At 72.9% G+C, this 24,380-nt stretch carries 23 protein-coding genes and 2 pseudogenes; 14 read left to right on the top strand and 11 right to left on the bottom strand.

Features of this window, described 5'->3' with window-relative positions; genetic code table 11:
* Positions 1–11: 11 nt before the first annotated feature.
* Both AC3CH1_RS10660 and AC3CH1_RS10655 read left to right on the top strand, forming a co-directional pair.
* Complete coding sequence (locus AC3CH1_RS10660; RefSeq protein ID WP_488462670.1) at positions 12–1,394, top strand: NsdA family TPR-like regulatory protein; 1,383 nt, start codon at positions 12–14, stop codon at positions 1,392–1,394.
* A gap of 186 nt (positions 1,395–1,580) precedes the next feature.
* A complete protein-coding gene (locus tag AC3CH1_RS10655) occupies positions 1,581–3,296 on the top strand; it encodes a hypothetical protein (protein ID WP_488462669.1) in 1,716 nt (571 codons plus the stop codon).
* Positions 3,297–3,352: 56 nt separating this feature from the next.
* On the opposite strand, the gene AC3CH1_RS10650 is transcribed toward AC3CH1_RS10655, so the two are convergent.
* The gene (locus AC3CH1_RS10650) at positions 3,353–4,624 is read right to left on the bottom strand and encodes an ABC transporter substrate-binding protein (protein WP_488462668.1); all 1,272 of its coding nucleotides are present in this window, start codon (positions 4,622–4,624) and stop codon (positions 3,353–3,355) included.
* 174 nt (positions 4,625–4,798) lie between these two features.
* Here AC3CH1_RS10650 and AC3CH1_RS10645 point away from each other — a divergent pair, with 174 nt between their 5' ends.
* The gene (locus tag AC3CH1_RS10645) at positions 4,799–5,245 is read left to right on the top strand and encodes an SCO4402 family protein (RefSeq protein WP_488463465.1); all 447 of its coding nucleotides are present in this window, start codon (positions 4,799–4,801) and stop codon (positions 5,243–5,245) included.
* Positions 5,246–5,273: 28 nt separating this feature from the next.
* Complete coding sequence (gene purU, locus AC3CH1_RS10640) at positions 5,274–6,170, top strand: formyltetrahydrofolate deformylase (RefSeq protein WP_018960339.1); 897 nt, start codon at positions 5,274–5,276, stop codon at positions 6,168–6,170.
* Between the two features lie 35 nt (positions 6,171–6,205).
* Here the strand turns inward: purU and AC3CH1_RS10635 are convergent, their stop codons facing one another.
* The gene (locus tag AC3CH1_RS10635; RefSeq protein ID WP_488462667.1) at positions 6,206–7,684 is read right to left on the bottom strand and encodes a zf-HC2 domain-containing protein; all 1,479 of its coding nucleotides are present in this window, start codon (positions 7,682–7,684) and stop codon (positions 6,206–6,208) included.
* Complete coding sequence (locus tag AC3CH1_RS10630; RefSeq protein WP_488462666.1) at positions 7,681–8,274, bottom strand: RNA polymerase sigma factor; 594 nt, start codon at positions 8,272–8,274, stop codon at positions 7,681–7,683. The genes AC3CH1_RS10635 and AC3CH1_RS10630 overlap by 4 nt, the downstream gene beginning before the upstream one ends.
* Before the next feature lie 353 nt (positions 8,275–8,627).
* Here AC3CH1_RS10630 and AC3CH1_RS10625 point away from each other — a divergent pair, with 353 nt between their 5' ends.
* The 4 genes and pseudogenes from AC3CH1_RS10625 (at position 8,628) to AC3CH1_RS10610 (ending at position 11,198) form a co-directional block, all read left to right on the top strand.
* Positions 8,628–9,002 (top strand): STAS domain-containing protein, encoded by a 375-nt coding sequence (locus tag AC3CH1_RS10625; RefSeq protein WP_007454150.1) that lies wholly within the window; start codon positions 8,628–8,630, stop codon positions 9,000–9,002.
* 84 nt (positions 9,003–9,086) lie between these two features.
* A complete protein-coding gene (locus AC3CH1_RS10620) occupies positions 9,087–9,608 on the top strand; it encodes an EF-hand domain-containing protein (RefSeq protein WP_488462665.1) in 522 nt (173 codons plus the stop codon).
* Positions 9,609–9,733: 125 nt separating this feature from the next.
* Positions 9,734–10,294: pseudogene (locus AC3CH1_RS10615) on the top strand (acyl-CoA dehydrogenase family protein); the annotation flags it as partial.
* A 407-nt stretch (positions 10,295–10,701) separates the two neighbouring features.
* Positions 10,702–11,198: pseudogene (locus AC3CH1_RS10610) on the top strand (ATP-binding protein).
* A 265-nt stretch (positions 11,199–11,463) separates the two neighbouring features.
* Here the strand turns inward: AC3CH1_RS10610 and AC3CH1_RS10605 are convergent.
* Entirely contained in the window at positions 11,464–12,489 is a 1,026-nt protein-coding gene (locus AC3CH1_RS10605) for a GlxA family transcriptional regulator (protein WP_488463464.1), read from the bottom strand.
* Positions 12,490–12,562: 73 nt separating this feature from the next.
* Between AC3CH1_RS10605 and AC3CH1_RS10600 the strand changes: the two genes are divergently transcribed.
* Positions 12,563–13,942, top strand: a complete 1,380-nt coding sequence (locus tag AC3CH1_RS10600; protein WP_488462664.1) for an MFS transporter — start codon at positions 12,563–12,565, stop codon at positions 13,940–13,942.
* Positions 13,939–14,433 (top strand): ribosomal maturation YjgA family protein, encoded by a 495-nt coding sequence (locus tag AC3CH1_RS10595; protein WP_488462663.1) that lies wholly within the window; start codon positions 13,939–13,941, stop codon positions 14,431–14,433. The genes AC3CH1_RS10600 and AC3CH1_RS10595 overlap by 4 nt, the downstream gene beginning before the upstream one ends.
* Positions 14,434–14,502: 69 nt before the next feature.
* Here AC3CH1_RS10595 and AC3CH1_RS10590 read toward each other — a convergent pair whose 3' ends face one another.
* Positions 14,503–14,628, bottom strand: coding sequence for a hypothetical protein (locus tag AC3CH1_RS10590; RefSeq protein ID WP_488462662.1), 126 nt, complete (start codon positions 14,626–14,628; stop codon positions 14,503–14,505).
* A 190-nt stretch (positions 14,629–14,818) separates the two neighbouring features.
* Here AC3CH1_RS10590 and AC3CH1_RS10585 point away from each other — a divergent pair, with 190 nt between their 5' ends.
* Entirely contained in the window at positions 14,819–16,126 is a 1,308-nt protein-coding gene (locus tag AC3CH1_RS10585; protein WP_488462661.1) for an MFS transporter, read from the top strand.
* 3 nt (positions 16,127–16,129) lie between these two features.
* On the opposite strand, the gene AC3CH1_RS10580 is transcribed toward AC3CH1_RS10585, so the two are convergent.
* Complete coding sequence (locus AC3CH1_RS10580; RefSeq protein WP_488462660.1) at positions 16,130–16,720, bottom strand: TetR/AcrR family transcriptional regulator; 591 nt, start codon at positions 16,718–16,720, stop codon at positions 16,130–16,132.
* A gap of 81 nt (positions 16,721–16,801) precedes the next feature.
* Between AC3CH1_RS10580 and AC3CH1_RS10575 the strand changes: the two genes are divergently transcribed.
* Positions 16,802–17,818, top strand: a complete 1,017-nt coding sequence (locus tag AC3CH1_RS10575; RefSeq protein ID WP_488462659.1) for a saccharopine dehydrogenase — start codon at positions 16,802–16,804, stop codon at positions 17,816–17,818.
* Here AC3CH1_RS10575 and AC3CH1_RS10570 read toward each other — a convergent pair.
* The 3 genes from AC3CH1_RS10570 to AC3CH1_RS10560 form a co-directional block, all read right to left on the bottom strand.
* The gene (locus tag AC3CH1_RS10570; protein ID WP_488462658.1) at positions 17,758–18,780 is read right to left on the bottom strand and encodes a TIGR03571 family LLM class oxidoreductase; all 1,023 of its coding nucleotides are present in this window, start codon (positions 18,778–18,780) and stop codon (positions 17,758–17,760) included. The genes AC3CH1_RS10575 and AC3CH1_RS10570 overlap by 61 nt on opposite strands.
* 91 nt (positions 18,781–18,871) lie before the next feature.
* The gene (locus tag AC3CH1_RS10565) at positions 18,872–19,516 is read right to left on the bottom strand and encodes a pyridoxamine 5'-phosphate oxidase family protein (protein WP_488462657.1); all 645 of its coding nucleotides are present in this window, start codon (positions 19,514–19,516) and stop codon (positions 18,872–18,874) included.
* A 10-nt stretch (positions 19,517–19,526) separates the two neighbouring features.
* Entirely contained in the window at positions 19,527–20,063 is a 537-nt protein-coding gene (locus tag AC3CH1_RS10560; RefSeq protein ID WP_488462656.1) for an HPP family protein, read from the bottom strand.
* Between the two features lie 101 nt (positions 20,064–20,164).
* Here AC3CH1_RS10560 and AC3CH1_RS10555 point away from each other — a divergent pair, with 101 nt between their 5' ends.
* Positions 20,165–20,812: a CGNR zinc finger domain-containing protein gene (locus tag AC3CH1_RS10555; protein ID WP_488462655.1), complete on the top strand. Its 648-nt coding sequence runs from the start codon at positions 20,165–20,167 to the stop codon at positions 20,810–20,812.
* 127 nt (positions 20,813–20,939) lie between these two features.
* On the opposite strand, the gene AC3CH1_RS10550 is transcribed toward AC3CH1_RS10555, so the two are convergent.
* Complete coding sequence (locus tag AC3CH1_RS10550; protein ID WP_488462654.1) at positions 20,940–22,346, bottom strand: vanadium-dependent haloperoxidase; 1,407 nt, start codon at positions 22,344–22,346, stop codon at positions 20,940–20,942.
* A 212-nt stretch (positions 22,347–22,558) separates the two neighbouring features.
* Positions 22,559–23,197, bottom strand: a complete 639-nt coding sequence (locus AC3CH1_RS10545) for a CGNR zinc finger domain-containing protein (RefSeq protein ID WP_488462653.1) — start codon at positions 23,195–23,197, stop codon at positions 22,559–22,561.
* A 265-nt stretch (positions 23,198–23,462) separates the two neighbouring features.
* On the opposite strand from AC3CH1_RS10545, the gene AC3CH1_RS10540 reads away from it, so the two are divergent.
* Positions 23,463–24,380, top strand: coding sequence for a LysR family transcriptional regulator (locus tag AC3CH1_RS10540; protein ID WP_488462652.1), 918 nt, complete (start codon positions 23,463–23,465; stop codon positions 24,378–24,380).

The following is a 24,380-nucleotide window of genomic DNA, read 5'->3' as shown; positions in this document are numbered from 1 at the left end:
CAGGGGGACATATGGCTGCAAGGCCTCTCGTAGCCCGCCAGCCCAACGAACGGCTCCAGACGCTCATCCAGGAAGCCGCCTGTTCCAACGCGGGCCTCGCGCGCCGCGTGAACATGGTCGGGGCCGAGCGGGGTCTCGACCTGCGCTACGACAAGACCTCCGTGGCCCGTTGGCTGCGGGGGCAGCAGCCTCGGGGCCGGGCCCCGGGGATCATCGCCGAGGCGCTCGGCCGCAAGCTCGGCCGTACGGTCACCATCGACGAGATCGGCATGGCCAACGGCAAGAACCTGGCCTCCGGCGTCGGCCTCCAGTACGCGCCGACCGTCGCCGGGGCCGTGGAGCAGGTCTGCGAGCTGTGGCGCAGCGACGTGGGCCGGCGCGATCTGCTCGCCGGGTCGGCGGTCGCCGCGTCCGCGCTGGTCGAACCCAGCCGGGACTGGCTGATCTCCGGCCCGGACGTCCAGGTCGAGCGGACGGCGGGGGCCCGGGTCGGGATGTCCGACGTCGAGGCGGTGCGGGCGATGACCGCCGCGCTGACCGACCTCGACCACCGCTTCGGCAGCGGCCATGTGCGGCCGGTGCTCGTGCACTACCTCAACAGCGTGGTCTCCGGCCTGCTTTCGGGGGCGTACCGCGAACAGGTGGGGCGGCAGCTGTTCGGCGCGGTGGCCCGGCTCGCCGAGCTCGGCGGCTACATGGCGGTCGACACCGGCCAGCCCGGCCTCGCCCAGCGCTACTACATCCAGGCGCTCCGGCTCGCGCAGGCGGCGGGCGACCGGGCGTACGGCGGCTATGTGCTCGCCGCGTCGATGAGCCATCTCGCCGCCCAGCTCGGCAATCCCCGCGAGATCGCCCAACTGGCCCGTGCCGCGCAGGAAGGGGCCCGGGGGCACGTCACGCCCCGCGCCCAGGCGATGTTCTACGCGGCGGAGGCCCGCGGGCACGCGCTGCTCGGGGACGCCAGGACCTGCCACGCGGTGTCGGGGCGGGCGGTCGCCGCGCTGGAGCAGGCGAGCCCGGAGTCGGGTGACGACCCGGGCTGGATCGCGCACTTCGACGCGGGGTACCTCGCGGACGAACTGGCCCACTGCCACCGGGACCTGGGGCAGCCGGAGCAGGCGGCCCGGCGGGCGAAGGAGGCGCTGGCCGCGCTGCCGGAGACCCGGGCCAGGCGCCGGGGCATCGCGCTGGTGCTGCTGGCCTCGGCCCAGGTGCAGCAGCGGGAGGTGGAGCGGGCGTGCCACACGGGCACCCGGGCGATGGAGCTGCTGTCGACGGTGCGCTCCAGCCGGGGGGCCGAATATCTCGACGACCTCCAGCAGCGGCTCGCGCCCTACGGCGAGGAGCCCGCGGTGCGGGAGTTCGGCGAGCGGCTGGAGCTCCAGGCGGCTTGAGGGCACGGGGTCGCCGATGCGGTCCGGGCCGTGTTCGTGACGGTCCGGCCGTTAACAGCGTCGCGGGGCGGCGGGGTGTTACCGGCCCTGTGAAGGGGTCGTGAGGGGCACCACGCGCTTGGCGGAGGCGGGCGACCACCCGATAGCGTGAGCCGACGGTTCCGTAGTTCACACGTAGGAGTCCTGGTGACGCAGAGCGGACAGGGCGGCGAGCACGAGCTCCCCGCCGCACGACCCGCGCACGAGGGTGTCGTGCTGCCTGCCGACGGCGGAGCCCCCTGGACCCCGGGGACGCCCGGGGCCGGGCAGGGCGAGCAGGGCGGGCAGCAGGGCGAGCAGGCGGCGCCCACGGGCGGTCAGCCGTGGGGCCAGGTCTGGGGGCCGCCGGGGCCGCAGCAGCAGCCGGACGGGGGCTACGGCTACCCGCCCGCGCAGCCCCTGCCGCCCGCGCAGCAGCCGCCGGGCCCGGAGGCGTACCAGCAGCCCGGGGCGTATCAGCAGCCTCAGCAGCCGGGTGCGTACCAGCAGGCTCAGCAGCCCGGCCCTTACCAGCAGCCTCAGCAGCCCGGCTCCTACCAGCAGCCTCAGCAGCTGCCGCACCAACAGCCCCAGCAGCCCGGCGCGTACCCGCAGCAGTACCCCCACCAGCAGAACCAGCAGCCCCAGCCGTACGCGCAGCCGCTGCCGCCGGAGGCGGGGTCGGGCGCCCCGCGCGGCCAGGGCGGTCAGGGTGTTCCCGGCGGTGACGCGGACGCCACGCAGTACATCGCGCCCGTCCCGGGCGGTCCCGGCCCCGTGGGGCCCACCCAGGGCGGCGGTGACGCGGACGCCACGCAGTACATCGCGGCCGTCCCGGGCGGTCCCGGCCCGGTGGGGCCCTCGCAGGGCGGCGGGGACGCCGACTCGACCCAGTACATACCCCCGGTGCCCGGAGGGGCCCCGTACGGGATCAGGCCGGGCGCGCCGGGGGACCGGCAGCCGCCCGCGGAGTTCGACAACCTGTTCCGTTCCGAGGAACCCGCGGGCGCCACGCAGCAGATGCCGCAGTTCGACGCCGGACAGCAGCCCCCGTCCCCGTACCAGCAGCAGGGCTATCAGCCCCAGCAGCCCCAGCAGCCCCAGCAGCCCCAACAGCCCCAGCGGGGGCCCCAAGGCGGCCAGTTGCCGCCGCAGGCGCCCGGGGGCTACCAGTCCGGGGTCCAGGGCTTCCAGGGCCGCGCGGAGCAGGACGGGCCGGTCCCGCAACCGAGCGGCGACGCCCCGCGCCGGCGGTCCGCGCATGTTCCGCTGATCGCCGCGGTCGTCGTGGGCTGCGCCGTCATCGGACTCGGCGCGGGCGCGCTGCTGGGCGGCGGCGAAGACTCCGGTGAGGACGACAAGCAGCCGGTCGCCTCGCAGAGTTCACCGGCGGTCACGGATCCCACCGCCGAGGCGGCGCCCGACCCGGCGAAGCCGCAGGCCGAGGCGCTGGACAAGCTGCTGGCCGACAGCAACGACAGCCGGGCCGCGGTGATCAGCGCGGTCGAGAAGATCAAGTCCTGCAAGGACCTCGACCGGGCCGACACCGACCTCAAGGGCGCCGCCCAGCAGCGCCGTGACCTGGTGACCCGGCTCGAAGGGCTGGCCGTGGACAAGCTCCCGCGGAACGCGGAGCTGACCGCCTCGCTGAACCGGGCGTGGAAGGCCTCGGCGGCGGCCGACGACCACTACGCGGCCTGGGCGCGGCAGGCGAAGAAGAACAAGTCCGTCTGCAAGGGCGGCCAGGCCCGGTCGACGAGCGAGACGGCCAAGGCCAACCAGCAGAGCGGGGTGGCCACCCAGGCCAAGCGCGAGGCGTCCAAGCTCTGGAACACGATCGCGGCGAAGTACGGCCTGACCAAGCACGGGTTCACCGAGCTCTGAGCCCCGGGCCGGCCTGTCCGATCCCCAAGGGGCCTAGGCCCTGTCAACGACAGGGCCTAGCTGCGCGGGGCGTCCGTCAGGGCGTCCGAGACGTCGACGAAGCCCTTCTTCTGGGCGGTGAGCCGGCCCTCGCGGACCACTTGGAACGTCACCTTCGTGTTGACGATGCGCGGGTAGCTCAAGGTGCCCACCAGGTCCTCGAAGCGCCAGCGGAGCGTCGGGGTCAGGCCGCCGGTGTCGACCTCGACGCCCCGGTTGAGGGCGGCCACGACCCGGCCCGGTGTGACCTTCTCGTCGTCGATCGCCCGGACGGCCGCCCGCAGCGCCGTGTACGCGATCCAGGTCGTCTGCACGGCGGTGTCGTCCGGGTCGATGCGGTTGTCCCCGAAGGCGTACTCACCGACCACCTCGCGCATCTCCTTCCAGCGCGCGTTCCTCGCGTCCGGGTACCAGCCGGTGACGTAGGCGCCCTCGAAGGGGCTGTTCGGGCCGCCGGTGCGGTCGATGAGCGGCTGGCTGACGCTGCCCAGCACGGAGGAGATCCTGACCTGCTCGCCGTCCGGCTCCAGGCGGCGGAAGGAGTCGAAGAACGTCTCCGTACGGGCGCCGAGCACCGCCGTCACACAGCCGCCGTCGGACCGTTCCAGCGCCTGCGTGGCCTGCTCGTCGTAGGACGTGGCGTCCAGCGGGGCCAGGATGTCGGTGGAGGCGGGCCGGTCGGCGGCCATCAGCCCGTTGTTCAGGAGCGGCGGCATGCCGTCGCCGCCGATCGAGTCGGGCCGCACCAGCGAGACCCGCTCGCAGCTGCGGCCCAACTGCTGTCCGTGCCCGGCCAGCAGCGCCGGCTGGCCACCGTTGACGGGGTACGAGAGGTAGCTGCTGAACTCCTCGGTGGAGGCGCCGTAGCCGCCGATGTACGGGACGCCGCCCGCCTCCAGCGCCGGCATGAAGCTCTGGCCGTGGCGGCTGTACGAGCCGACGACGGCGGCCACCTTCTTCTCGACGGCCTCCCGAGCGCACCGCTCCGCGCCGAGCGCGGTGTCGCCCTCGTCGCAGACGACCACCTTCAGCTCGCGCCCGTCGATGCCGCCGGTGTCGTTGACCCAGCGCGCGTACGTCTGCGCCATGGCGGGCACCCCGGACATCTTCACCGCGTTGATGTCCTCCGACCGGTCGGGCGCCCAGGTCATCACGGTGACGGGCCCCCTGGACCCCCCCGAGGCCCCAGGGAGCACGCCGCAGCCGGACAGCAGCACCGCCCCCGCCGCCGCCGCGCTGATGACGCCCGGGAAGGGGCGGGGAAGGGTGAGGCGTCGCCGACCGGTCATGGACCAGGACCCTTCCGCGCCCCGGGTAACGGCGCGGTGTGCCGTTCTCAACGCACGGTGACGTCCAGGTGAATTACGGGGGCCCGTGCGGAGGCGGGGTGAAGGAACGTACGATCGACGACCGTGCAGCAAGGTTCGGAGAACTCTTCCCGTCGCGGCCGTCGCTCCTCCACCATGGGCGGCATGCCGCTCACTGACATGCCGTGGTGGCGCTGGCGCACCAACGTGCGCTCGGCGCTGCACATGCTCTCCGACCCCGTCTTCCACCACGAGTGCTGGCTCGCCGGCCGGGAGGGGTACGGGGACGTCACCGACGCCGTGTACCGCCTGGTCGAGGACACCTGGCTCGACAACTGGTCCGCCGAGAAGTACGTCGGCACCATATTCAGGGACTCCGCCGAGGCCGCCGCCGTGGACGCCGCGGCCCTGCGGGTGCTGCGGATCATGCACCAGGTCGGGGCGGACGCCCCCGTCTCCGCCTATCTGGAGCACCACGGCTGGCCCGAGGCCGTCCAGGCGGCCCGCGACGCCCATGTGATGCTCGCCACCAACGACGCGGAGGATCCGGACATACCGCCCCGCTCGCTGGACGTCATCCGCATCATGACCAGGGCCGCCTGAGACACGGCGGGTGTGGCACCCTACGAGGATGACCGCGCCGCAGCCCGCCCCCTCCGCCGCCTCGGACGCCGCCGCGACCGAGCAGTACGTCCTCACGCTCTCCTGCCCCGACAAACAGGGCATCGTGCACGCCGTGTCGAGCTATCTCTTCATGACCGGCTGCAACATCGAGGACAGTCAGCAGTTCGGGGACCACGACACGGGCCTGTTCTTCATGCGCGTCCACTTCTCGGCCGACGCCACCGTGACGGTGGACAAGCTCCGCGCCAGCTTCGCCGCGATCGGGGAGGCCTTCCGCATGGAGTGGCAGATCCACCGGCCCGCCGAGCGCATGCGGGTCGTGCTGATGGTCAGCAGGTTCGGCCACTGCCTCAACGACCTGCTGTTCCGCTCCCGCACCGGGGCGCTGCCGGTGGAGATCGCGGCCGTCGTCTCCAACCACACGGACTTCGCCGAGCTCGTCGCCTCGTACGGCATCCCCTTCCGGCACCTTCCGGTGACGAAGGACAACAAGGCGGAGGCCGAGGCGCGACTGCTGGAGCTGGTCCGCGAGGAGGACGTCGAGCTGGTCGTCCTCGCCCGCTACATGCAGGTCCTCTCCGACGACCTGTGCAAGCAGCTGAGCGGCCGGATCATCAACATCCACCACTCGTTCCTGCCGAGCTTCAAGGGCGCCAAGCCCTACCACCAGGCGCACGCGCGCGGGGTGAAGCTGATCGGCGCGACCGCGCACTACGTCACCGCCGACCTCGACGAGGGCCCGATCATCGAGCAGGAGGTCGAGCGCGTCGGTCACGGCGTGACGCCGGACCAGCTGGTCGCCATCGGCCGGGACGTGGAGTGCCAGGCGCTGGCGCGCGCGGTGAAGTGGCACGCGGAGCGGCGCATCCTGCTCAACGGCCGCCGTACGGTGATCTTCGCGTAAGGGTCGTCCCGTGATCCGGCGCCGTTCGGCGGGACCTACAGCCGGCTGAGCGAGGCCGTCGCGAACAGGACGTCCCGGATGGCCTCGCGGTCGCCCTCCTGGCCCGCCGCCGCTTCCACCGGCGAGATGTGGCCCGCGGCGAGCCGGCAGAACTCGACCCCGTCCAGGGCCACCTGCGCCACCGTGCGTTCGGGCGAGCCGAGGGCGGCCGGCGAGTCCAGCGCGATGTACCAGTCGCCCCCGCCGTGGCCCTCGATCTCCAGATGGACCGAGCGGCCCGGCGCACCTGCCGTGACGAGGTCCTTCGCCGGTCCGGCCAGTCCGGCGCGGCGGCGTCCCGCCATGGCGGCCGGGAGCAGCCGGGCCGCCAGGTCGATCATCCGGTGCAGATGGGCCGCCGACGGGGCCTCGTACGGGTAGTCGACGGCGTCGGCGATGTCCCCGCCGTGCACCCAGCACTCGAAGGCGCGGTCCAGCAACGCGTCCTGGAGCGGCAGGGCGAAGGCCCCGTAGGAGACGGAGGTCTCGGCGACGTTCCGCCCGGCGAAGGAGGCCGTGCGGATCAGCTCGTGGCTCTGGGCCCGCCAGGGCTCGCGGACGGCCCGGGTGGGCGGCCGGTGCGCCGCCGACCAGTGCCTCTCGGTGCGCTCGGTGGGGTCCAGCGGCGCCTCGCCGCCGCCGCCGAGCGGGTCGTCGAGGCCGAGCGCGGAGGTCAGCAGCCCGTCGACCGCCATCAGGTGGCCGATCACCCCGGCGACCGTGGTCCTGCGGCTGACCTCGCGCTCCTCCTCGAACCACCGCAGGCGCACCGGCGCGTGCCACTCCGAGTCCCCGATGTCGCGGAGCAGCGCGTCGAGCCGGGCGGTCTCGGCGTCGTACGGGGCGGCGTACTCCGGCACCGGGATCCGGGCCGGCCGGCGGCCCAGACAGCCGTCCATCACCCGGGACCGGAGCGTCGGATCGAGATCCAGGGAGCCGTCGGTGTGCAGCAGCCCCACCGCGTCCCGCAGCCGCAGCGCCTCGTCCGCGCAGGGGGCGCACGTGGTGAGGTGGTCCTCCACGGCGGCGGTCTCCTCGGCCGAACAGGCGGACAGCGCCCAGGCGCCGAGAAGGGCCTTGAGGACCCGGTGGGGGAGGTCGACGCCCGGCGCGGAGGCGGAGGCGGAGACGGACGTCATGAGCGGCTCCGGGAGGGCCTGTTCAGGTCCGGCCTGTTCCGGGAGGGCCTGTTCCAGTTCGGCCTGTTCCGGGAGGGCCTCATTCGGTCCGGCCTGTTCCGATCCGGCCTCATTCGGGTCGGCCCCTTCCGGTCCCGACGGCTCCGGTTCGGGCGGCTCCGGTGCGGACTGCTCCGGCACGGCCTCGTCCGGGGCCGCCGATCCGGGCGGCGGCAGGGGAGGCCGCGGTACGGACTCCAGGTCGAGGTCGTCCGCCGCCCCGCGCGGGCCCGGTATCCGGCGGGCGCCGCGCACCTCCTCCTCGCCTCCCTCGCTCTCGCGTCCGTCGCCGCTCACCGGACCCGTCCGTAACCGGGTGGCGAGGCCCCTTCGAGGGGGCGGACGTTCGCCGTGGAGAGCAGTTGGAGCCCCAGCCGGAGCCGGCGGCGCGCCTCGTCCTCGGTCACCCCGAGGTCGGCGGCGGTCTGCCGGTAGTCCCGGCGATGGATGTACGCCAGCTCCAGGGCCTGCCGCAGCGGCGCGGGCATCGAGGAGACGATGTAGTCGGCGCGGGCGGCGGCCGTGGCGCTGCGCACCCTCCGCTCCAGCTCCCGCGGGTCGGGCGCCGCGTCCTCGCCGTGCTCCGCCGCGTAGGAGGAGACCGCCGTGCGGCGCAGCCGCTGGACGGACTGGCGGTGCGTGAGGCGGGCCACCCAGGAGCGCATCGAGCCCTGCTTCGGGTCGTACGCCTCGGGGTTCTCCCAGACCTGGGCGAAGACCTCGCGGGTCACCAGGTCGGCGGCGTCCTCGTCGTCGAGCATCCGGTGCGCCTGGCTGTGGACGAGGGCTGCGAACCGGTCGTAGAGCTCGCCGAGCGCCGCCGCCTCACCGCAGGCCAGCCTCTGCTGCATCCTGCGGTCCCAGCGGGGTGCCGTCTCCTTTGCCATGAACCCCCCAGCCCCCGGCCCTGTCCGCCCGACTCCGTGATCCGCCCTGTGCCCGTGAGGACCGAATGTAGTCCGCCGGGCGGGCGGTGCACGCGCCTTTGCGGCAACTCTCCTACCGCGGCGCGTGGCCGACGACGGTAGTCGATTTTCGGCCCTGATGCGTCGCTGTCCGCTCGCTTTCCGCCGACTGTCCCCTCTGAGCAGCGGAAACGGCCCGAAGCGCTCCTTTCCACCGGAAATCTCCTGGGCGTCGGACGGCGCGTCGGTGTTTCATGGGGGTGCGGTGGGGCAGCCGCGAGGAGGAACGGAAACTTCCGGATTGCCGGGAGCCCCGGAACGAGAGGTCCAGTCGCGTGACGCTCAAGGTGGACGAGGCGGAGCAGGGCTCCTGGACCGTGCTGCGCATGAGCGGCGAACTCGACCTGGTGACCTCACCCGTCGTGCGCCAGTCCGTCCACGAGGCGGTGGCGGAGGGGCAGCACGATGTGGTGCTCGACCTGTCCGAGGTGTTCTTCTGCGACTCCAGCGGCGTCGGTGTGCTGATCGCCTCGCGCCGACTGATGAAGTCCTGCGGCGGCCGGCTGCGGCTGATTCTCCCGGCCCGGGGCGCGGAGGACGGTTCGCACGTCAACAAGGTGCTCGGGGCGCTCGGAGTGCGCCGGCTGTTCGACGTCTACCCGGACGCGCGGTCCGCCACCGACGAGGAGTGCAGGCCGCTGAGCGCCTGAAGCGACTCCTTCCGATGCGAGGTTGTCACACGGGAGGCGCTGCTCGGTGACACGTGAGCGCCCCGGGCGTCGTACGCTCCCCGCATGGACAGCGCAGAGTACGAGCGAAAGATCGCGCACCGCTTCGCAGCCTTCGACCAGGACGGTAACGGCTATATCGATCGTGCCGATTTCAACGCCGCGGCGGCCCGTCTGCTCACCGAGTTCGGTACGACGGCCCGCTGCGACAAGGGGCAGGCGCTCTACACCGGTGCCGAGGCCTTCTGGCAGGGCATGGCGGGGATCGCCGATGTGGACGGGGACCAGCGGGTCACCCGTGAGGAGTTCGTGGGCGGGGCGGTGAAGCGGCTCCGCGACAATCCCGGGCGGTTCGCCGAGATCGCCCGGCCGTTCCTGCGGGCGACCATCGCGGTCGCGGACGGCGGGAACGACGGCAGGGCGTCGGTGGCGGACGTGGAGCGGGCGCTCCGGGTCCTCGGCGCCAGCGCCGAGATCGCGGGCGTCGCCGCCCAGAGCCTGGACACGGACCGGGACGGGCTGATCGCGGAGAGCGATGTGGTGGAGGCGTTGGCCGTGTACTTCACGGTGATCGAGCCGGACGCGTAGCGAACCCGGGCGTTACGGGGACGGAGCGCCGTCCCCGTAACGCCGCCCGCGCCGCTCCCGTGACGCCTCCCGCTCCCACGCGGGGCCCCCGGCTCCGCCCGTCTTGCCCGCCTCACCCGCCGAACCCCGTACGGTCGATGGATCCGCTCACACCGCTGCACCGGGTGGCAGGGCGCACGGCGGACACGGAGGCGTACTCCGGCGCACTCCACTACGAGGGGGCGCTTCTCACTGCTGCCGAACAACTCGGCAGCGCTGCCCGTACCACCGAGACAGCCGTTCAACACGCCGGGGACCGACAGCAGTTCGGATCGCCCATCGGATCGTTCCAAGCGGTCAAGCACCTCTGCGCCGACATGCTCGCCCGCACCGAACCCGCCCGCGCCGCCGTGTACGCGGCCGCCGTGACGGGCGACCCATTCGAGATCGAGGCGGCCAGACTGTTCGCCGACGAGGCGGCCGTACGCAACGCCCGCGACTGCCTCCAGACCCACGGCGGGATGGGCTTCACCTGGGAGGCAGATGTTCACCTCCACCTGGAACGGGCCTGGCTCCGGGCCGCGGCCCGGCTCGGCGGGGCCGCCGCGGAGGAGCTCCTGGCCGCCGGTCCGGGGACCGTGCGGCCGCGTTCCGGCAGCTCGACGGCGTCCGGTGGAGGGACCCCGGAAGCGAGGGGCGGAGGGTGACGCAGCGCAGCCGTGCGGCGCCGATACCGGCTTGTGTCCTTTGCGTGATTCGTCACCGGGTGGAGTCGGTGTCCGGCTCGGGTACGCTCCGTGGGATGCGAGTGGTTCTGGAACCGGGCGATCCGGGGGCGGCCTGTGCGGCGGCCCCGGTCCGGGGCGAGGGCTCTCGTCGGAGATGTGCCGGGCCTGCCCGAAGAGCGTTTCTCGCGGTCTCTGCGCGCTCCTGTTCGACTCCCCGCGGTGAGCGTCGCACAGTATGCACCACGCGTACTCCTTCGCGCTGGAATATGCCCGAAGCGCTTGTTGCGGTGACTGTACGTCAACCATGCTGTCGCGTAAGGGAATCACGTTCCGTGACCCTGAGGAGGCGCGAGGCGATGTGTCCGCCGGTTCGGATGGTGTGAGCGGTGCAGGTGCTTCAGGTTCAGCTGGAGGTCGGTCCGGATCCCGCGGAAGTGGGGCGGGCCCGTAGGTGGGCGCGGTCGCGCCTGGTCGGTTCCGGGATAGGGGATGACGAGCCTCTCGCCGAGACGCTCATCCTGCTGATCTCGGAGCTGGTCACCAACGCCGTCGTCCACACGGGCTGTCCTGCGGTGCTGCGGATGCTCTTCGGCGGGTCCGGGGCGTCCGGCGCGGCCGGGACCGTCCGGGTCGAGGTCGCGGACGCCAGCGACCGCCCGCCGCTCCAGCGGCACGCGGAGGGCGACGACACGGGCGGCCGGGGCCTGGAGCTGGTGGACGGCCTCGCGGACCGCTGGGGCTGGCTGCCGGAGGGCGCCGGGAAGCAGATCTGGTGCGAGGTCGACCGGAGCGGCCCGGTGCGGCTCCCGGAGGCGCCCCCGGTGTCGGCCAGGGCGGCGAGCCGTGCGAACCGCCGTCCTGCCTCTTCACCAACCTGGCCTGAGCCCGGATCCCTCCCTCACCACCACTTCTTCGACGGCTTCCTCCCCATTCCCTTTCGCGGAGGCCGTTCACAGGATCGCCACCGGGGCGACCGGCGAGTCGGTGGCCCCGGCGAACTGCTCCGGTGTCGCGGTGAGCGGGAAGGCGTGCGGATAGCCGTACGCCTGCCGGTCCCGGCCGGCGCGAGCCGCACCTGCCCGGTCCGTACGAGTACGACGCGCACCACGGGCGGGTGGCCCGGGGGGTCCTGGTCTTCTGAGCCGGGCCTAGAGGCGTCCCCGGGCCGAGGCGCGAGGGCCTCGGGGTGCGATGTCCGCCGAGGACCGGAACGTACGCCGGTAGGCGCTCGGCGGCACGCCCAGCGCCGCCTGGAGGTGCTGGCGCAGCGAGGTCGCCGTGCCGAAACCCGCGTCCCGGGCCACCTGGTCGATGGACAGGTCCGTCGACTCCAGCAGGTGCCGGGCCCGCTCCACCCGCTGTTGGGTGAGCCACTGGCCGGGGCTGATCCCGACCTCCTCGCGGAAGCGGCGCGTGAACGTCCGTACGCTCATCGCCTCCTGCTCCGCCATGTCCCGCAGCAGGATCGGCCGGTCGAGCCGGGCCAGCGCCCAGGCCCGGGCGCCGGTGGTGGTCGCGAACTGCGGCTCGGGGACGGGGCGGTGGATGTACTGGGCCTGCCCGCCGTCACGGTGCGGAGGCACGACCGTGCGGCGCGCGATCTCGTTCGCGACGGCCGTTCCGTGGTCGCGCCGCACCAGGTGGAGGCAGAGGTCGATCCCGGCGGCGACCCCGGCGGAGGTGAGGACGTCGCCGTCGTCGATGAACAGGACGTCCGGGTCGACGCGGACCTGCGGGAAGGTCCGCTGGAAGTGGTCGGCGGACGACCAGTGCGTGGTGGCGGGGCGGCCGTCGAGGTACCCGGCCGCCGCCAGGACGTAACTGCCGGTGCAGATGGAGACCATTCGGGTGCCGGGCCTGACCAGGGCGAGCGCTGCGGCCAGCTCCTCGGTGAGGCGGCCCTCCTCGAAGACCGGGCCCAGCTCGTAGGAGGCGGGGATGACCACCGTGTCGGCGGTGGCGAGCGCCTGAGGGCCTTGCTCCACGAGGATGGAGAAGTCCGCGTCGGTCCGGACCGGGCCCGGCGGGCGGATGGAGCAGGTCACCACGTCGTACAGCCTCCCGCCCTTCCCGCCCGTCTCCGTGCCGAGACTGCGGCCGAAGATCCGCTGCGGAATGCCCAGTTCGAAGGGGAGCAGTCCGTCGAGGGCCAGAACGACGACGCGGTGCTGCACGACGGCCTCCTCGAAGATCACAGGAAATTGCTGTAGTGGTATAGACCACGAGCTGGTACAGGTTAGCGACGTGATGGAGAAGCCGACAGAGCGCGCGTCCATTCCCGACGCCGCGTGCGACACCCGAACGACCCCGAACCCGCTCCCGGACCCGAACCCTCTCGCGACGCTGCCCCCGCTCGACCCCGGCGGGCCCGGCGGCACCACCGGGACGGGCCTGGGCGCCGGGTCCTCCTTCGGTTCCGCCCCCGGCCCCGCGCAGCTCTGGAACCGTAACTTCCGCTACTTCTTCGTGGCCCGTACGGTCGCGCTCTTCGGCGACGGCATGATCCCGGTGGCCCTGACCGCCGGGCTGCTGGGCGCGGGCCGGCCCGCCTCCTCGGTCGGCTTCGCGCTCGCCGCCTGGATGGGGCCGCTGGCGGTGTTCGTCCTGTTCGGCGGGGTGCTCGCGGACCGGTTCACCCCCCGCCGCATGATGATCATCGCCGACGCCCTGCGGCTGATCGGCGCCTCCGTCCTGGCCGTGACCTTCGCGACGGGCAACCCGCCGCTGTGGTCGGTGTACGTCCTCAGCTCGGTGGCCGGCGTCGGCGCGGCGCTCTTCCAGCCCGGGGTCGCCTCGACCGTGCCGCGCGTCTCCACCGACGTCCAGCGCGCCAACGCGGTGCTGAGGGTCGCCGAGGCGCTGATGACCATGGCCGGGCCCGCCTTCGCCGGAGTCCTCGTCGGCCTCGCCAGCGCCGGCGCCGTCTACGCGGCGAACGCGGCGACCTTCGCGGTCTCCGGGGTCTGCCTCTTCCTGATGCGGCTGGCCCCGGCCCCGCACGACGATGCGGCGCGCGGCACGTTCGCCGCGGAACTGGTCGACGGGTGGCGGGAGTTCCGGGCCCGGTCCTGGCTGTGGGGAGTGATCGCGGTCTGGACGGTGTACGGCTTCGCGGTCCTCGGCCCGATGCTCCCGCTGACCGCCGTCCTGGTCACCGAGGCGCACGGCTCGGGGGCGTACGGCATGCTGATGGCGGTCAACGGGGCGGGCAGCGTCGTCGGCGGACTCCTCGCCCTGCGGCTGCGCCCGTCGCACCCGCTGGCGGCGGGGGCGGTCGCGCTGCCGCTGGTGGCGGTGAGCCTGCTGGTGCTGGCGCTCGGGATGCCGCTGCCGGTGCTGGCGGCGGGGCAGTTGCTGGCGGGCGGTTCCGCCGCGTTCTGGCTGGTGATGTGGTCCACGACGGTCCAGACGCACGTCCCGCCGGAGGCCCTGAACCGGCTGCACGCCTACGATGTGGCCGGCTCGCTCCTGATGGTCGCGGCGGGCCGCGCCCTGGCGGGCCCGGTGGCCGAGGCGGTCGGGGCGCCCGAGCTGCTGGTGGCGGCGGCCGTGATCAACATGGGGGTGGTGGCGGTGCTGCTGGTGGCCCGGCCGATCCGGCAGCTCAAGAGGATCGGGCTGGTATGAGGCCGTCGGCGCGGCGCCCGGAGCGCGCGGACGATTCCCCGGGGCGACGCCCGACCCGCGTCTCCCCGGTCCGCCCCTCCCCGGCCCGCGTCTCGCCGCCCCGTGTCTCCCCGGCCTGCCCCTCCACGGCCCGTGTGGTCGCGGCGGGGGCGGCCGTCGTCACCGTCGCCGCGGGCGTGGCCGTGCGTGCCGGGGCGGACGGCGCCTTCGCCAAGTACGCGGGGAGCGCGCTCTACACGGTGCTGCTCTGCACCCTCGTCGCGTTCTGCGCGCCCCGCGCGCGGCCGGCCGTGGTGGCCGCCACGGCGCTCGGCCTGAGCTGGGCGGTGGAGTTCGCGCAGCTCACCGGCGTACCGGCCCAGTGGTCGGCGCACAGCACGGCGGCCCGACTGGTGCTCGGCTCGACCTTCAACGCACCGGACCTTCTCTGGTACGCGGTGGGCGCGGCCTGCGCGTGGGCGATGCTGCGGGCGGCCGGCCGGCGCCGCTGACCGCCCGGAGCACTCCTGGGCGTGGGCCCGGTCCCCGGCTCACGTCTTGGCGCGGGCCCGGACCCCGGCTCACTTCTCGGCGCGGGCCCGCTCCTCGCTCGCCCGCGCCTCCAGCACCTCGAAGACATGGGCGCTGACGCACCGTCGGGAGGTGCCGCTGACCACGATCGCCGCGCCCGCCGCGGTCGTGGGCACGGACAGGGCCAGGATGCCGAGCGGTTCCGGCCACGCGCCGGGCTGAGATCGTACGCAGGCCCCGGGCGGAGCCCGGTCGGGGGCGGTGGGCGGGAGCGGGCGGTCCGGATGGCGGGACAGGGTCCTGGTGTGGCCCGATCCCTGCGAAGCATGTCCTCCGGGCCGCTCGCCCCCCTCTGTCCGGCCTCGGATGCTGGCTGACGTGACCTACCTGACCAAGACCGCAGGCCCCGGGGCCGACGCCGCCGGCAGACCCGGCCGCCGGTTCCCCTTCTCCGTCCACCGGGCGTGGCTCGTCGCCGCCGTCACCTTCGTGACGATCATCGGCGGGGCGGCGTTCAACTCCCTGCCCGGGCTGCTCATCGACCCGCTCCACACCGACTTCGGCTGGACCCGGGGCGAGATCGGGCTCGCGGTCTCCATCGACATGGCGCTGTACGGGCTGACCGCGCCGTTCGCCGCCGCGCTCATGGACCGCTTCGGCATCCGGCGGGTCGTGGCGGTCGCGCTCACCATGGTGGCGGCGGGGGCGATCGCCAGCGTCTGGATGACCGCCTCCTGGCAGCTGATGATCTACTGGGGGCTCCTCGTCGGCCTCGGCACCGGGTCGATGGCGATGGCCTTCGCCGCGACCGTGACCGACCGCTGGTTCGTGGCCCGCCGGGGTCTGGTCACCGGCATCCTCACCGCGGCGGGGGCCTCCGGACAGCTCGTCTTCCTTCCGCTCTGCGCCTGGATCGTGGACCGACACGGCTGGCGGCCCGCCTCGGTCACCGTCGCCCTGGCCGCGCTCGTCGTCGTCCCGTTCGTCTGGTTCCTGATGCGCGACCATCCGGCCGACGTGGGGCTCGCCCCGTACGGCGGTACGTATCTGGCGAAGCCCGCGCCGGTCCGGGGCGCCGCGCGCCGGACGGTACGCGTGCTGGTCGACGCGGCCCGCACCGGCCCGTTCTGGCTGCTGGCGGGCGCCTTCGCGATCTGCGGGGCCTCCACCAACGGCCTGATCCGCACCCACTTCGTCCCGTTCGCCCACGACAACCACATGCCCATCGTCGTGGCGGCCTCGCTGCTCGCGGTGATCGGGGTCTTCGACATCATCGGCACGATCTTCTCCGGCTGGCTCACCGACCGCTTCGACGCCCGCAGGCTGCTCGCCGTCTACTACGCGCTGCGCGGGATCTCCCTGCTGTTCCTGCCGCTGCTGATCGGCCCCGAGGTCGAGCCGCCGATGATCTTCTTCATCGTGTTCTACGGGCTGGACTGGGTCGCCACGGTCCCGCCGACGCTGGCGCTCTGCCGCGAGCAGTACGGCGACGACAGCGCGATCGTCTTCGGCTGGGTGCTGGCCTCGCACCAGGTGGGCGCGGCGGTGGTGGCGTTCCTCGGCGGGGTCGCGCGGGATGTCTTCGGCGGCTACGACGTGGTCTGGTACGCGGCGGGGGCGCTGTGCGCGATGGCGGCGCTGATGTCGTTGGTGATCCGCAGACGGACCGCCTAGAAGTCAACGGCCGGCCCGGGCGTCGAGGCTGCCCGTGATCAGGTCGGTCAGGGTGGCGACCGCGTCGGCGGTGGATGCCCGTCCTCGGTTCAGCTCGGCGGCCATCGCCTCGGCCGCGCCCAGCACGCCGACGCACCGTAGCCGGAGGGCGTCGGGAGTGAGGCCGGAGTGCGGCAGCAGGGCGGCGGCCACCAGGTCCGTGTACCGGTCGAGCATCTCGCGCTGGATCGCCTCCATCTCCGGATTCCCCTTCAGGGCGGCGGAAACGGCGGCGAGTTCCGGCAGGTCCGTGGCGCAGGCGAAATACGCGGTGCTGATGAGGCGGGCGACCTCGTCCGCGGTGGGTTCGACCTCCTGCAACGCCTGGGCGATCGCGGCGCGGTGACGTTCGTCGAGGCGTCGGTAGAGCGCGAGCAACAGGCCGGGGCGCGTGCCGAAGTGGTCGTACACGATCGGCCTGCTCACCCCGGCCGCCTCGGCGAGCGTGACCAGAGTCAGCCCGTCGGTGCCCTGGGCGCGCACGATCGCCACGGCGGTGTTCAGCAGCTGCTCCCGCCTGGCCTGCTTGGAGAGGCGGGTCGAGGTGGTGGCCATGGTCCTCCGTTGTGTCGCACCCCAGGCTATGTTACAAAATGTAGGCTACAAAATGTAGCTTCAGGGGAGTGGGGATCTGCGATGGAGCAGTTGAAACCGGTACTGATCTTGGGTGGCTCGGGGCAGGCGGGCTCGGGGGCAGCCGCGCTCCTGCGTCAATGGCATCCGGGGCTGCCGCTGACGATCGCCGGGCGCGCTATCGACCGCGCGCAGCGGGTGGCCGACGGACTCGGCGCCGCCACGGCCGTCACCATCGACCTGCGGCGCAGCGATCTCGGCCTGCCGGCCGAGCGCGGCCACCGCTACTCGGCGGTGGTCGCCGCCCTGTGGGACGACCGCCTGAACGGGCTGCATTACGCGCAGGACCACGGGTTGCCCTACCTCAGCATCTCCAGCGGGCTGGTGGAGATCGCGCCGGAGGTCGTCGCGGGTGCGCGGCGGGCACGTGCCTCGTCGATCCTGGTGGCCAGCCACTTCTGCGCCGGCGTCGTCGTCCTCGCGGCGTTGGGGCCGGCCCGGGAGTTCCGCCGGGTCGACTCCGTCCGGATCGGCGCCGTGCTGGACGAGCTGGACACCGGCGGACCCGCGGGAGCCGCGGATCTGGAGCGGTGGTCCACCGCCACCACGGCGGGGACGGTGCGCCGTGACGGGGTCTTCACCTGGGTCAACGACCCCGACGCCCAGGCGGATGTGCCCAGTGCCGACGGCGTCGTCCTGCCCGGCCGGAGCATCGCCATCCTCGACGTACCGAGCCTCGCCCTCGCGACGGGCGCGCCGAACGTCCGTTTCGACATGGCCGTCGGTGAATCCGCGGCCCGGCGCCGCGGCGACCGCCCCTCCATCGAGATCCGGATCGACCTCGAAGGAACAGGTCCGACGGGTGCGCCGCTCAGGACGAGCCGCTGTCTCGTCCACCCGGCGGGGCAGCGCCCCCTGACCGCACTCGGCATCGCCCTCGGTGTCGAGCGGCAGCTCGGTCTGCGGGGCGAAGCCGCCCCGCCGGGCATCCACACACCGGAAACCCTGCTCGACCCGGCCTACGTGGCCGAGCGGTTGGCGGAGATCGGCGCCACCTTCGTCGACGCACCCTCCACCTGACCGAAAGGTCGAAGCGGGCGGTGGCGGACCGTCCCGGCCGAAGGCCCGGGCTCGGCGGCTGCGGGTGCTGGGTCCGGGGTGGGGAAGTGCGGCAGCAGATGGGCCGCGAGTTCCGCCATGACGTCCTGCGCCGGGCGGGAGTTGAGCCGGAGGTTCAGCATCAACTGGTCGACCCCGCCCGCCTCGTACGTCTTGAACAGATCCAGCAGCGGCTCCCGCCCCATGGCCCACCCCTGCGGCAGGGGTCGCGGCGCGGCGCGGGGGTTCTCGTCCAGGACCAGATAGCCGGCCTGCGCGTACGGCTTGAAGCCCGGGGAGTCCGGCTCGCCGGTCAGCCGGCGCCAGCGCGCGGTGTTCGCCCGCTGGATCTCCGGGGGGAGAGCCGAGTACAGCCAGCCGTCCGCGTGTTCGGCGATCCACTCGGCGGTCCGCCCGCCCCGCCCGGTCATCAGCAGGGGCAGCCGGCCGAAGGCGGGGCCCGGCACCATGCCGATTCCCGGGGCCAGTTCACCGAGCGGTGAGGAGTGCCCGGCGGTGACCGCTCCGCCGGTCAGGTGCCGCAGGTACGCCCAGCTCTCCGCCAGCCGTCCGGCCGGGTCCGCGGCGGCGGGGCCGAACGCCGGAACTTCGCCCGGCCGGTCGCCCACCGCGAGCCCGAGGAGCATGCGTCCGCCGGAGAGCAGGTCGACCGAGGCGGCGGCCTTGGCCACATGGATGGGGTGGCGCAGCGGGAGGACGGTGCTCGCCGTCCCGAGCGTGATGCGGCTGGTCGCCGTGGCCAGGGCGCCGAGATAGACCCAGGGGTCGAAGAGCTGCCCGCCGTCGCCCTGGCCGGGCACCAGGAGCGGGACGTCGCGCAACCAGAGCGAGGCGAACCCCGCCTCCTCCGCCGCGCGGGCCCGCGCCAGGTGGCCGGTCATGGTGGGGACGTCGCCGGTGAACGACTCCAGCGGTGCGATCAAGCCGAGTGTGGCCCGACCGCCGCCGGGGAAGGCCCGGCGCATCCCCGGATGGGCTCCGGGACCGGGCCCCGGACAGCCGCTCCCCTCCGCGTCAGGTCGCACGGCGCGCCGATCCGGCCTCGGCGAGAAGCTCCTTGAGCCGGGTGTTCTCCCGCTCCAGGGCGTCCATCCGCTCGCGGACCGGTCCCAGCGCCTCCTCCAGCTCGGCCGGCGTGTAGCGCGGCTGGATGTGCTGCGGACAGTTCCAGTCGTACGCCTCGACGTCGATGAGCACGACCCGTTCCGGCTCGGCCCGGTAGCCGTCGGGGACCAGGGGGCCCGCCGAGGCCGGCCAGGCCGCCACGTCGGCGGTACGGGCGCGGCCGAGGATCTTCAGCCGACGGCGTGCCGGGTAGTCCATCAGCAGCAGCGAGACCCGGCGGTCGGTGTCGAGGTTTCCGGTGGTGATGTACTGCTTGTTCCCCCGGAAGTCCGCGAAGGCCAGGGTCCGTTCGTCCAGAGCCCGCAGGAAGCCCGGGGGGCCGCCACGATGCTGTACGTACGGCCAGCCGGTCGACCCGGTGGTGGCCAGGTAGAAGCCGGTGCTCTCCGCGGCGAACGCGGCCTCGGCCGGGGTCAGCCGGTCCGCGACGGCCGGGCCTTCGCCCATGGCCGCGTAGTTCCGTCTGCTGCCGTGCCGTTCCTGGTGGACCTGGACCGGTTCGGTGAAGAGGAGTTGGGCGTATCTGCTGGTCATCGAAGCGGCCCTACCACCAGTAGGTGGGGTAGCGGGCGGTCTTGCCGCTGCGGCCCGCGAGGACGCCGATGCCGGCGATCACGACCGTGGCGAGCAGCAGCAGAGCGAGGAAGAGGACCGTCGAGGGCTGGGCCACCACGACGATGACGGCGGTGGCCGCAGCGGGGGAGTGCGCGGTACGGGCCAGGGCCATGGCGCCGATCGCGAGGCCGCCCGCGACCGCCGATGCCCAGACCGAACTGCCCGCGACGGCCAGAACGGCGAAGCCCACGAGGGCCGAGACGAGCTGGCCGCCGATCACGTTGCGCGGCTGGGCCAGCGGCAGCGTGGGCGCGGCGAAGACGAGCGCGGCACTCGCGGCCAGCGGCGGGATGAGCACCGTCTGGTCGAGTGCGTACCCGATGGCGACCAGCAGGACCAGGGCGGCCGTCCCGCCCAGGGTCGCCACGGAGACGAAGGGCAGGGAGGGGCGCGGCGGGGCCTTGCTGGTCAGCAGGGAAGGAGAGCGCGGCGGAGCGGCGAGCGTGGTTGCGGGGGCGTCGGGCACAGGGGTTCCTTTCACGACGGCGTGATCACATGAACTAATGGATGCAGCATAGTTTCATCCATTAGCTTTGCAGGGGCTTTTCCGCGAGAAAGGATGGGGGGATGGCTGAAGGCGTCGCGGAGGAGCGGGGAGAGCGGGAGTGGTCGATGGCGGTGCCGTTGACCGGCGAGCCGCTCCCTCTGGAACTGGTCAACACCACGTACATCAAGGGGGGTGTGCGGGGGCGGCTCAGGGACGTGCTCGCCGCCGGGCCGGAGGCCCTGGACAGCTGGCTGGCCGCGGAACGGCACCGCTTCGCGCCCGGCGTCGCCGACGCGCTGGCCGCGGCGCCGCCCGCGGGCCCGGCGCAGTACCAGGAGTTCCTGGTACTGCGCCGGGCCCTGCGGGCGCTGGCCGGGGCGCGGACCTCGGGTGAGGGCCCGGACCCCGAAGCGCTGGCCGTGGTGAACGCGTACGCGCGGACGGCCGCCGACTGGCGGGAGCTGGCTCCCGGACCGGAGTTCCGGGCCGTCGTCCGCCGTGCGGTGGAGGACCCGTTGCGGCTGGCGCTCGGGGCGATCTCCGCAGCCGCCGTCGAGCTCTTCACGGGCGAGGGCGCGGAGCGGCTGAGGGCCTGCCCCGCTCCGGGGTGCATCCTCTACTTCGTCAGGACCCACGCCCGGCGCGAGTGGTGCACCGTGGGGTGCGGGAACCGCGTGCGCGTGGCGCGCCACAGCAGGCGTGCCCGCGAGGACGACGAAGCGGTGTGACGGGCGAAGCGGTGTGACGGCCGAAGCGGTGTGACGGGCGGAACGGCGTGACGGGCCGGCCGGGCGACGGCCGTGGGGACCGGTCCTCCGGGCCGGCCCCTCCGGCACGTCACCACGGACGTCGGTGTCAGCCGAGGATCGTGCTGTGGACCTCGTCGGAGACCTGGTAGCCGAGGGTCAGGGCCGCCGCGTTGTCCCACTCGAAGTGGACGCCGATGTACTTGCGGCTGGCGGCCTTCTCCTTGGCGGCGGCGCTCAGGCTGGGGAACGTACGGGTGACGCCCTGGGCCAGCGGGTCGTCGGTACCGGCGGTGAAGGACAGGTTGTCCGTACCGAAGTAGTGCTTCACGATGCCGGCCCAGGCGGCGCCGATGCCGGAGTGGCCGGAGACGTAGGTCGGGAAGTTGGGCGAGAAGCTGTTTCCGGCGGTGTCCTGCTCCTCGGGCTCCCAGCTCGGGTCGGCCACGATGTTCGGGTTCGGGACCTCGTCGGCGCGGTTGATGGCCGCGGCCGGACGCCACACGTCCCAGTCGGTGTTGAACTTGGAGTCCCAGATGGCTATCGCGGCGTCGGCGAGCGCGGCGGAGGTCAGGCCGAACAGCTTGGCGCTCTCGAAGGAGCTGCCGTGGGGGCGGTACTTCCGGAAGATCACCGCGGTGTGGTCGAACTGCTGGCCCACCGGCTTGTACGTGCCGTCGAGGTCGTTGGCCCAGTAGTGGGCGAGCTTCGTCTGGTCGGCGGTTCTGGCGGTGGAGTTCTTGCCGCCGATGGTCTTGATCTCGTTGACCTGGGCCGCGTACTGCGGGCTCTTCAGCAGCTCCTGGGGGGTGGTGAACCCGCCGATCGGGCCGGGACGGTACTTGCTGCCCGAAGTCAGCGCGAACGGCTTGACCTTGCCCCAGTTGGGCGCGCCGACCGGCTTGCCGGGGGCGGGCGTCCAGTGACCGGGGCCGGTGGTCGCCACGTACGGGGCGGTGTTCGCGGAGCCGTCGTTCGCGCGATTCAGCAGGTGGGCCTTGGCGATCTTGACCCCGAGGGTCTTGCCCTGCGCGCGCTGGGTGGCGTTGCCGATGTCGGGCAGGGCGAGGGCGGCGGCCAGTTTGGCGTCGAGGTCCGCCACCGGGTAGTTCGGGAACGCGCCGCGCAGGGCGGAGTAGGCGGCGTGGTCGATCGCCGAGTTGAGGGCTCCGTAGGCGCCCGCCGCCGTCGAGTCCTTGACGAGGTAGGGCTTGCCGATGGTCCGGATCGAGTTCACCGCGTCGTAGATCGACAGGTCCATGATGGCGCCGCCGCGGGTCAGCGGGCCCGGGGTGCCGCCGGTGTGCCGGAAGACGTCGAGCAACGCGTTGTTCCAGTACAGGACGTGGTCCTTGGAGCCGCGCGAGGTCTCCGGGATGGTGTCGGTGGACGAGGCGCCGGGGGACGAGGTGGCGGCGGCCGGCGCGGAGGGGGCGAGCGTCGCGACACCCGCGAGAGCCAGGCCGGCGACGGCGGCCCGGAACGTTGTCCTGCGCTGATGGACGGTGCGAAGCATGAAGACATCCCTGTCTGTCGGTACCGGCGGCGGCCCTGTCGGACGCCGTCGCTGTGGCGTGCGTGTCCTTCGCCAGAAACGTAGGGCGCTGTCGAGTTCCGTCACCGATGGCTTCGCAGATGCCCGTCATCGGTAATTCCGATGACGGCAGGTAGGGGGCGGCGTTCATGTGCCCGCCATGGTCCTCTAACGCCTGAGCTGCCTTCGAGGCGTTAGATTGGAGAATGGCTGGAAGTCGAGCCGCTCTGATGCCGTGCGTAGTGCCGGGCCGCCCGGGCCCGGTTGCCGCAGCCCTGCGAGCACCACTGTCGCCGGGCGCGTCCGGCGTCGAAGAAGAAGACGCAGCCGGGCGCCGGGCACGCGGTCGGGCGGACCTCGGTGATCCCGGCGAGCAGTTCGATCAGGGCCTGGGCGATCTCGGTCTGCACGGCGACGGCGGGCGGTGCGGTGCTGCAGTGCAGGGCGGCGGGCCGTCGGCCGGCCTCCCAGCGCAGGCTGGGCCAGGGCCGGCCCAGCGCGGAGACGCGGTTGACCTGGGCGATGTCCCACCGTTCGGGGTCATGCCCCTGGACGTGGGCGTCGATCAGCCGGCGGGCGGAGTCGCGCAGGAGCACGAAGCAGTGGGCGTCCGTCTCGTCGATCTCGACGAGGTCCGGTTCACGGAGGGGGGTGGTGAAGAGGTGTCGGCAGGAACGCAGCCACCAGGACACGTGTTCCGGGGTGCGGAACCCGTCGTGGAGGACGCCGCGCATCGGGAAGACGGTGTTGGAGAACTCCAGGGGAAGCGGTTCTCCGTTGAGTGGAGGGACGCCCTCCGGAGCGATGGCCGGGGACGGGTGACGGGACGGCATGGGGAGGCCTCACGAAGGGGTGGTGGATGGTGGGCGCATCGGGCTTGTCCGTGGCACATGCCACATGCTTAGATCTTCAACCTAACGTAATATTGTGGATGTATCCGTTAGGTTACTGAGTCGGTTGGGTGAAAAGGGAGGCGTTTATCCGCCTCCCCGATCCGCACGTCCGGCTCCGGTCGTACCTCGCCGCGGCTTCCGGTTGCGGCGAAGCGGCGCCGGTGCCGCCGCTGTTCGGAAGAAGCTGCGTTTCTTGGGGGGAAACATGACTTTGGATCTTGCTCTGTACCAGCTGAGAACCTTTCGGGAGGTTGCCCGGTTGGGGAGTCTGACGAAAGCCGCCAGGAGCCTGGGCTACGCCCAGTCCAGCGTTACTTCACATATTCGCCTGCTGGAAACCCGCATGGGAATGCCCTTGGTCCAACGGTTACCGCACGGCGTACGGCTCACTCCTTCCGGAGTCATATTCCACGAGTACGCGAAGCGTATATTCAACGTCGTCGACGAGATGGCCACTGCCCTTAATCCGCCGGGTGAGCCCGAGGGGCGTGCGACCGTCGGCGCATCCGCCCTGTTGCTGGAAACCCGCCTCGGGTCGCTGATCAAGGAGAGCCGCTACCGCTACCCGAAGGTGCAGGTGTCGCCCCGTCAGCTGTCGATCGGCGCAGCCGCCACGGCCGTTCGTGACGGGGAGCTCGATCTCGCCCTGGTCCACGGCGACTTCATCGGGAACGAAAGCGATCCGCCCGGCGTGGTGGTGGAGCGACTGCCGGACCTGGAGGTCCTTCCCGTCGGCTCCGTCTCCCTGGTCGACGCCGTCGACCGGCGGGCGGCCCTGGCCTCGGTGAAGGTGCTCGCGGTCGATCCCGACTGCGCGTCGCACCAGGTCCTGGTCACCGCCCTCCGCGAGGTGTACGGCATCGACCCGCAGGTCATCGAGGCGGGATCGATGGGAGGGGCGCGGGAGTTGGCGCGCGCCGGGTACGGCATCGCGATGCTGCCGGCCGAATCCGTGGGGCCGGAGGGCGAGGGGCACGGCCTGACGGTGCTGCCCGGACTGCCCCGCGTCCGGCTCGGGGTGCGGGCGATGTGGCTCGGTCCGGAGATGGCCGTCGCGGCGGTCTCGGCCGTCCGCGAGGTCGCGATCCGGGTCGGCAGGGAGAGGCAGCCGCAAGCGGCTTGA

This window comes from Streptomyces sp. MGP-P1, assembly GCF_057766565.1.
Note: the sequence above shows the minus strand (reverse complement) of the source record. Positions and strands in the feature narration are given on the sequence as shown.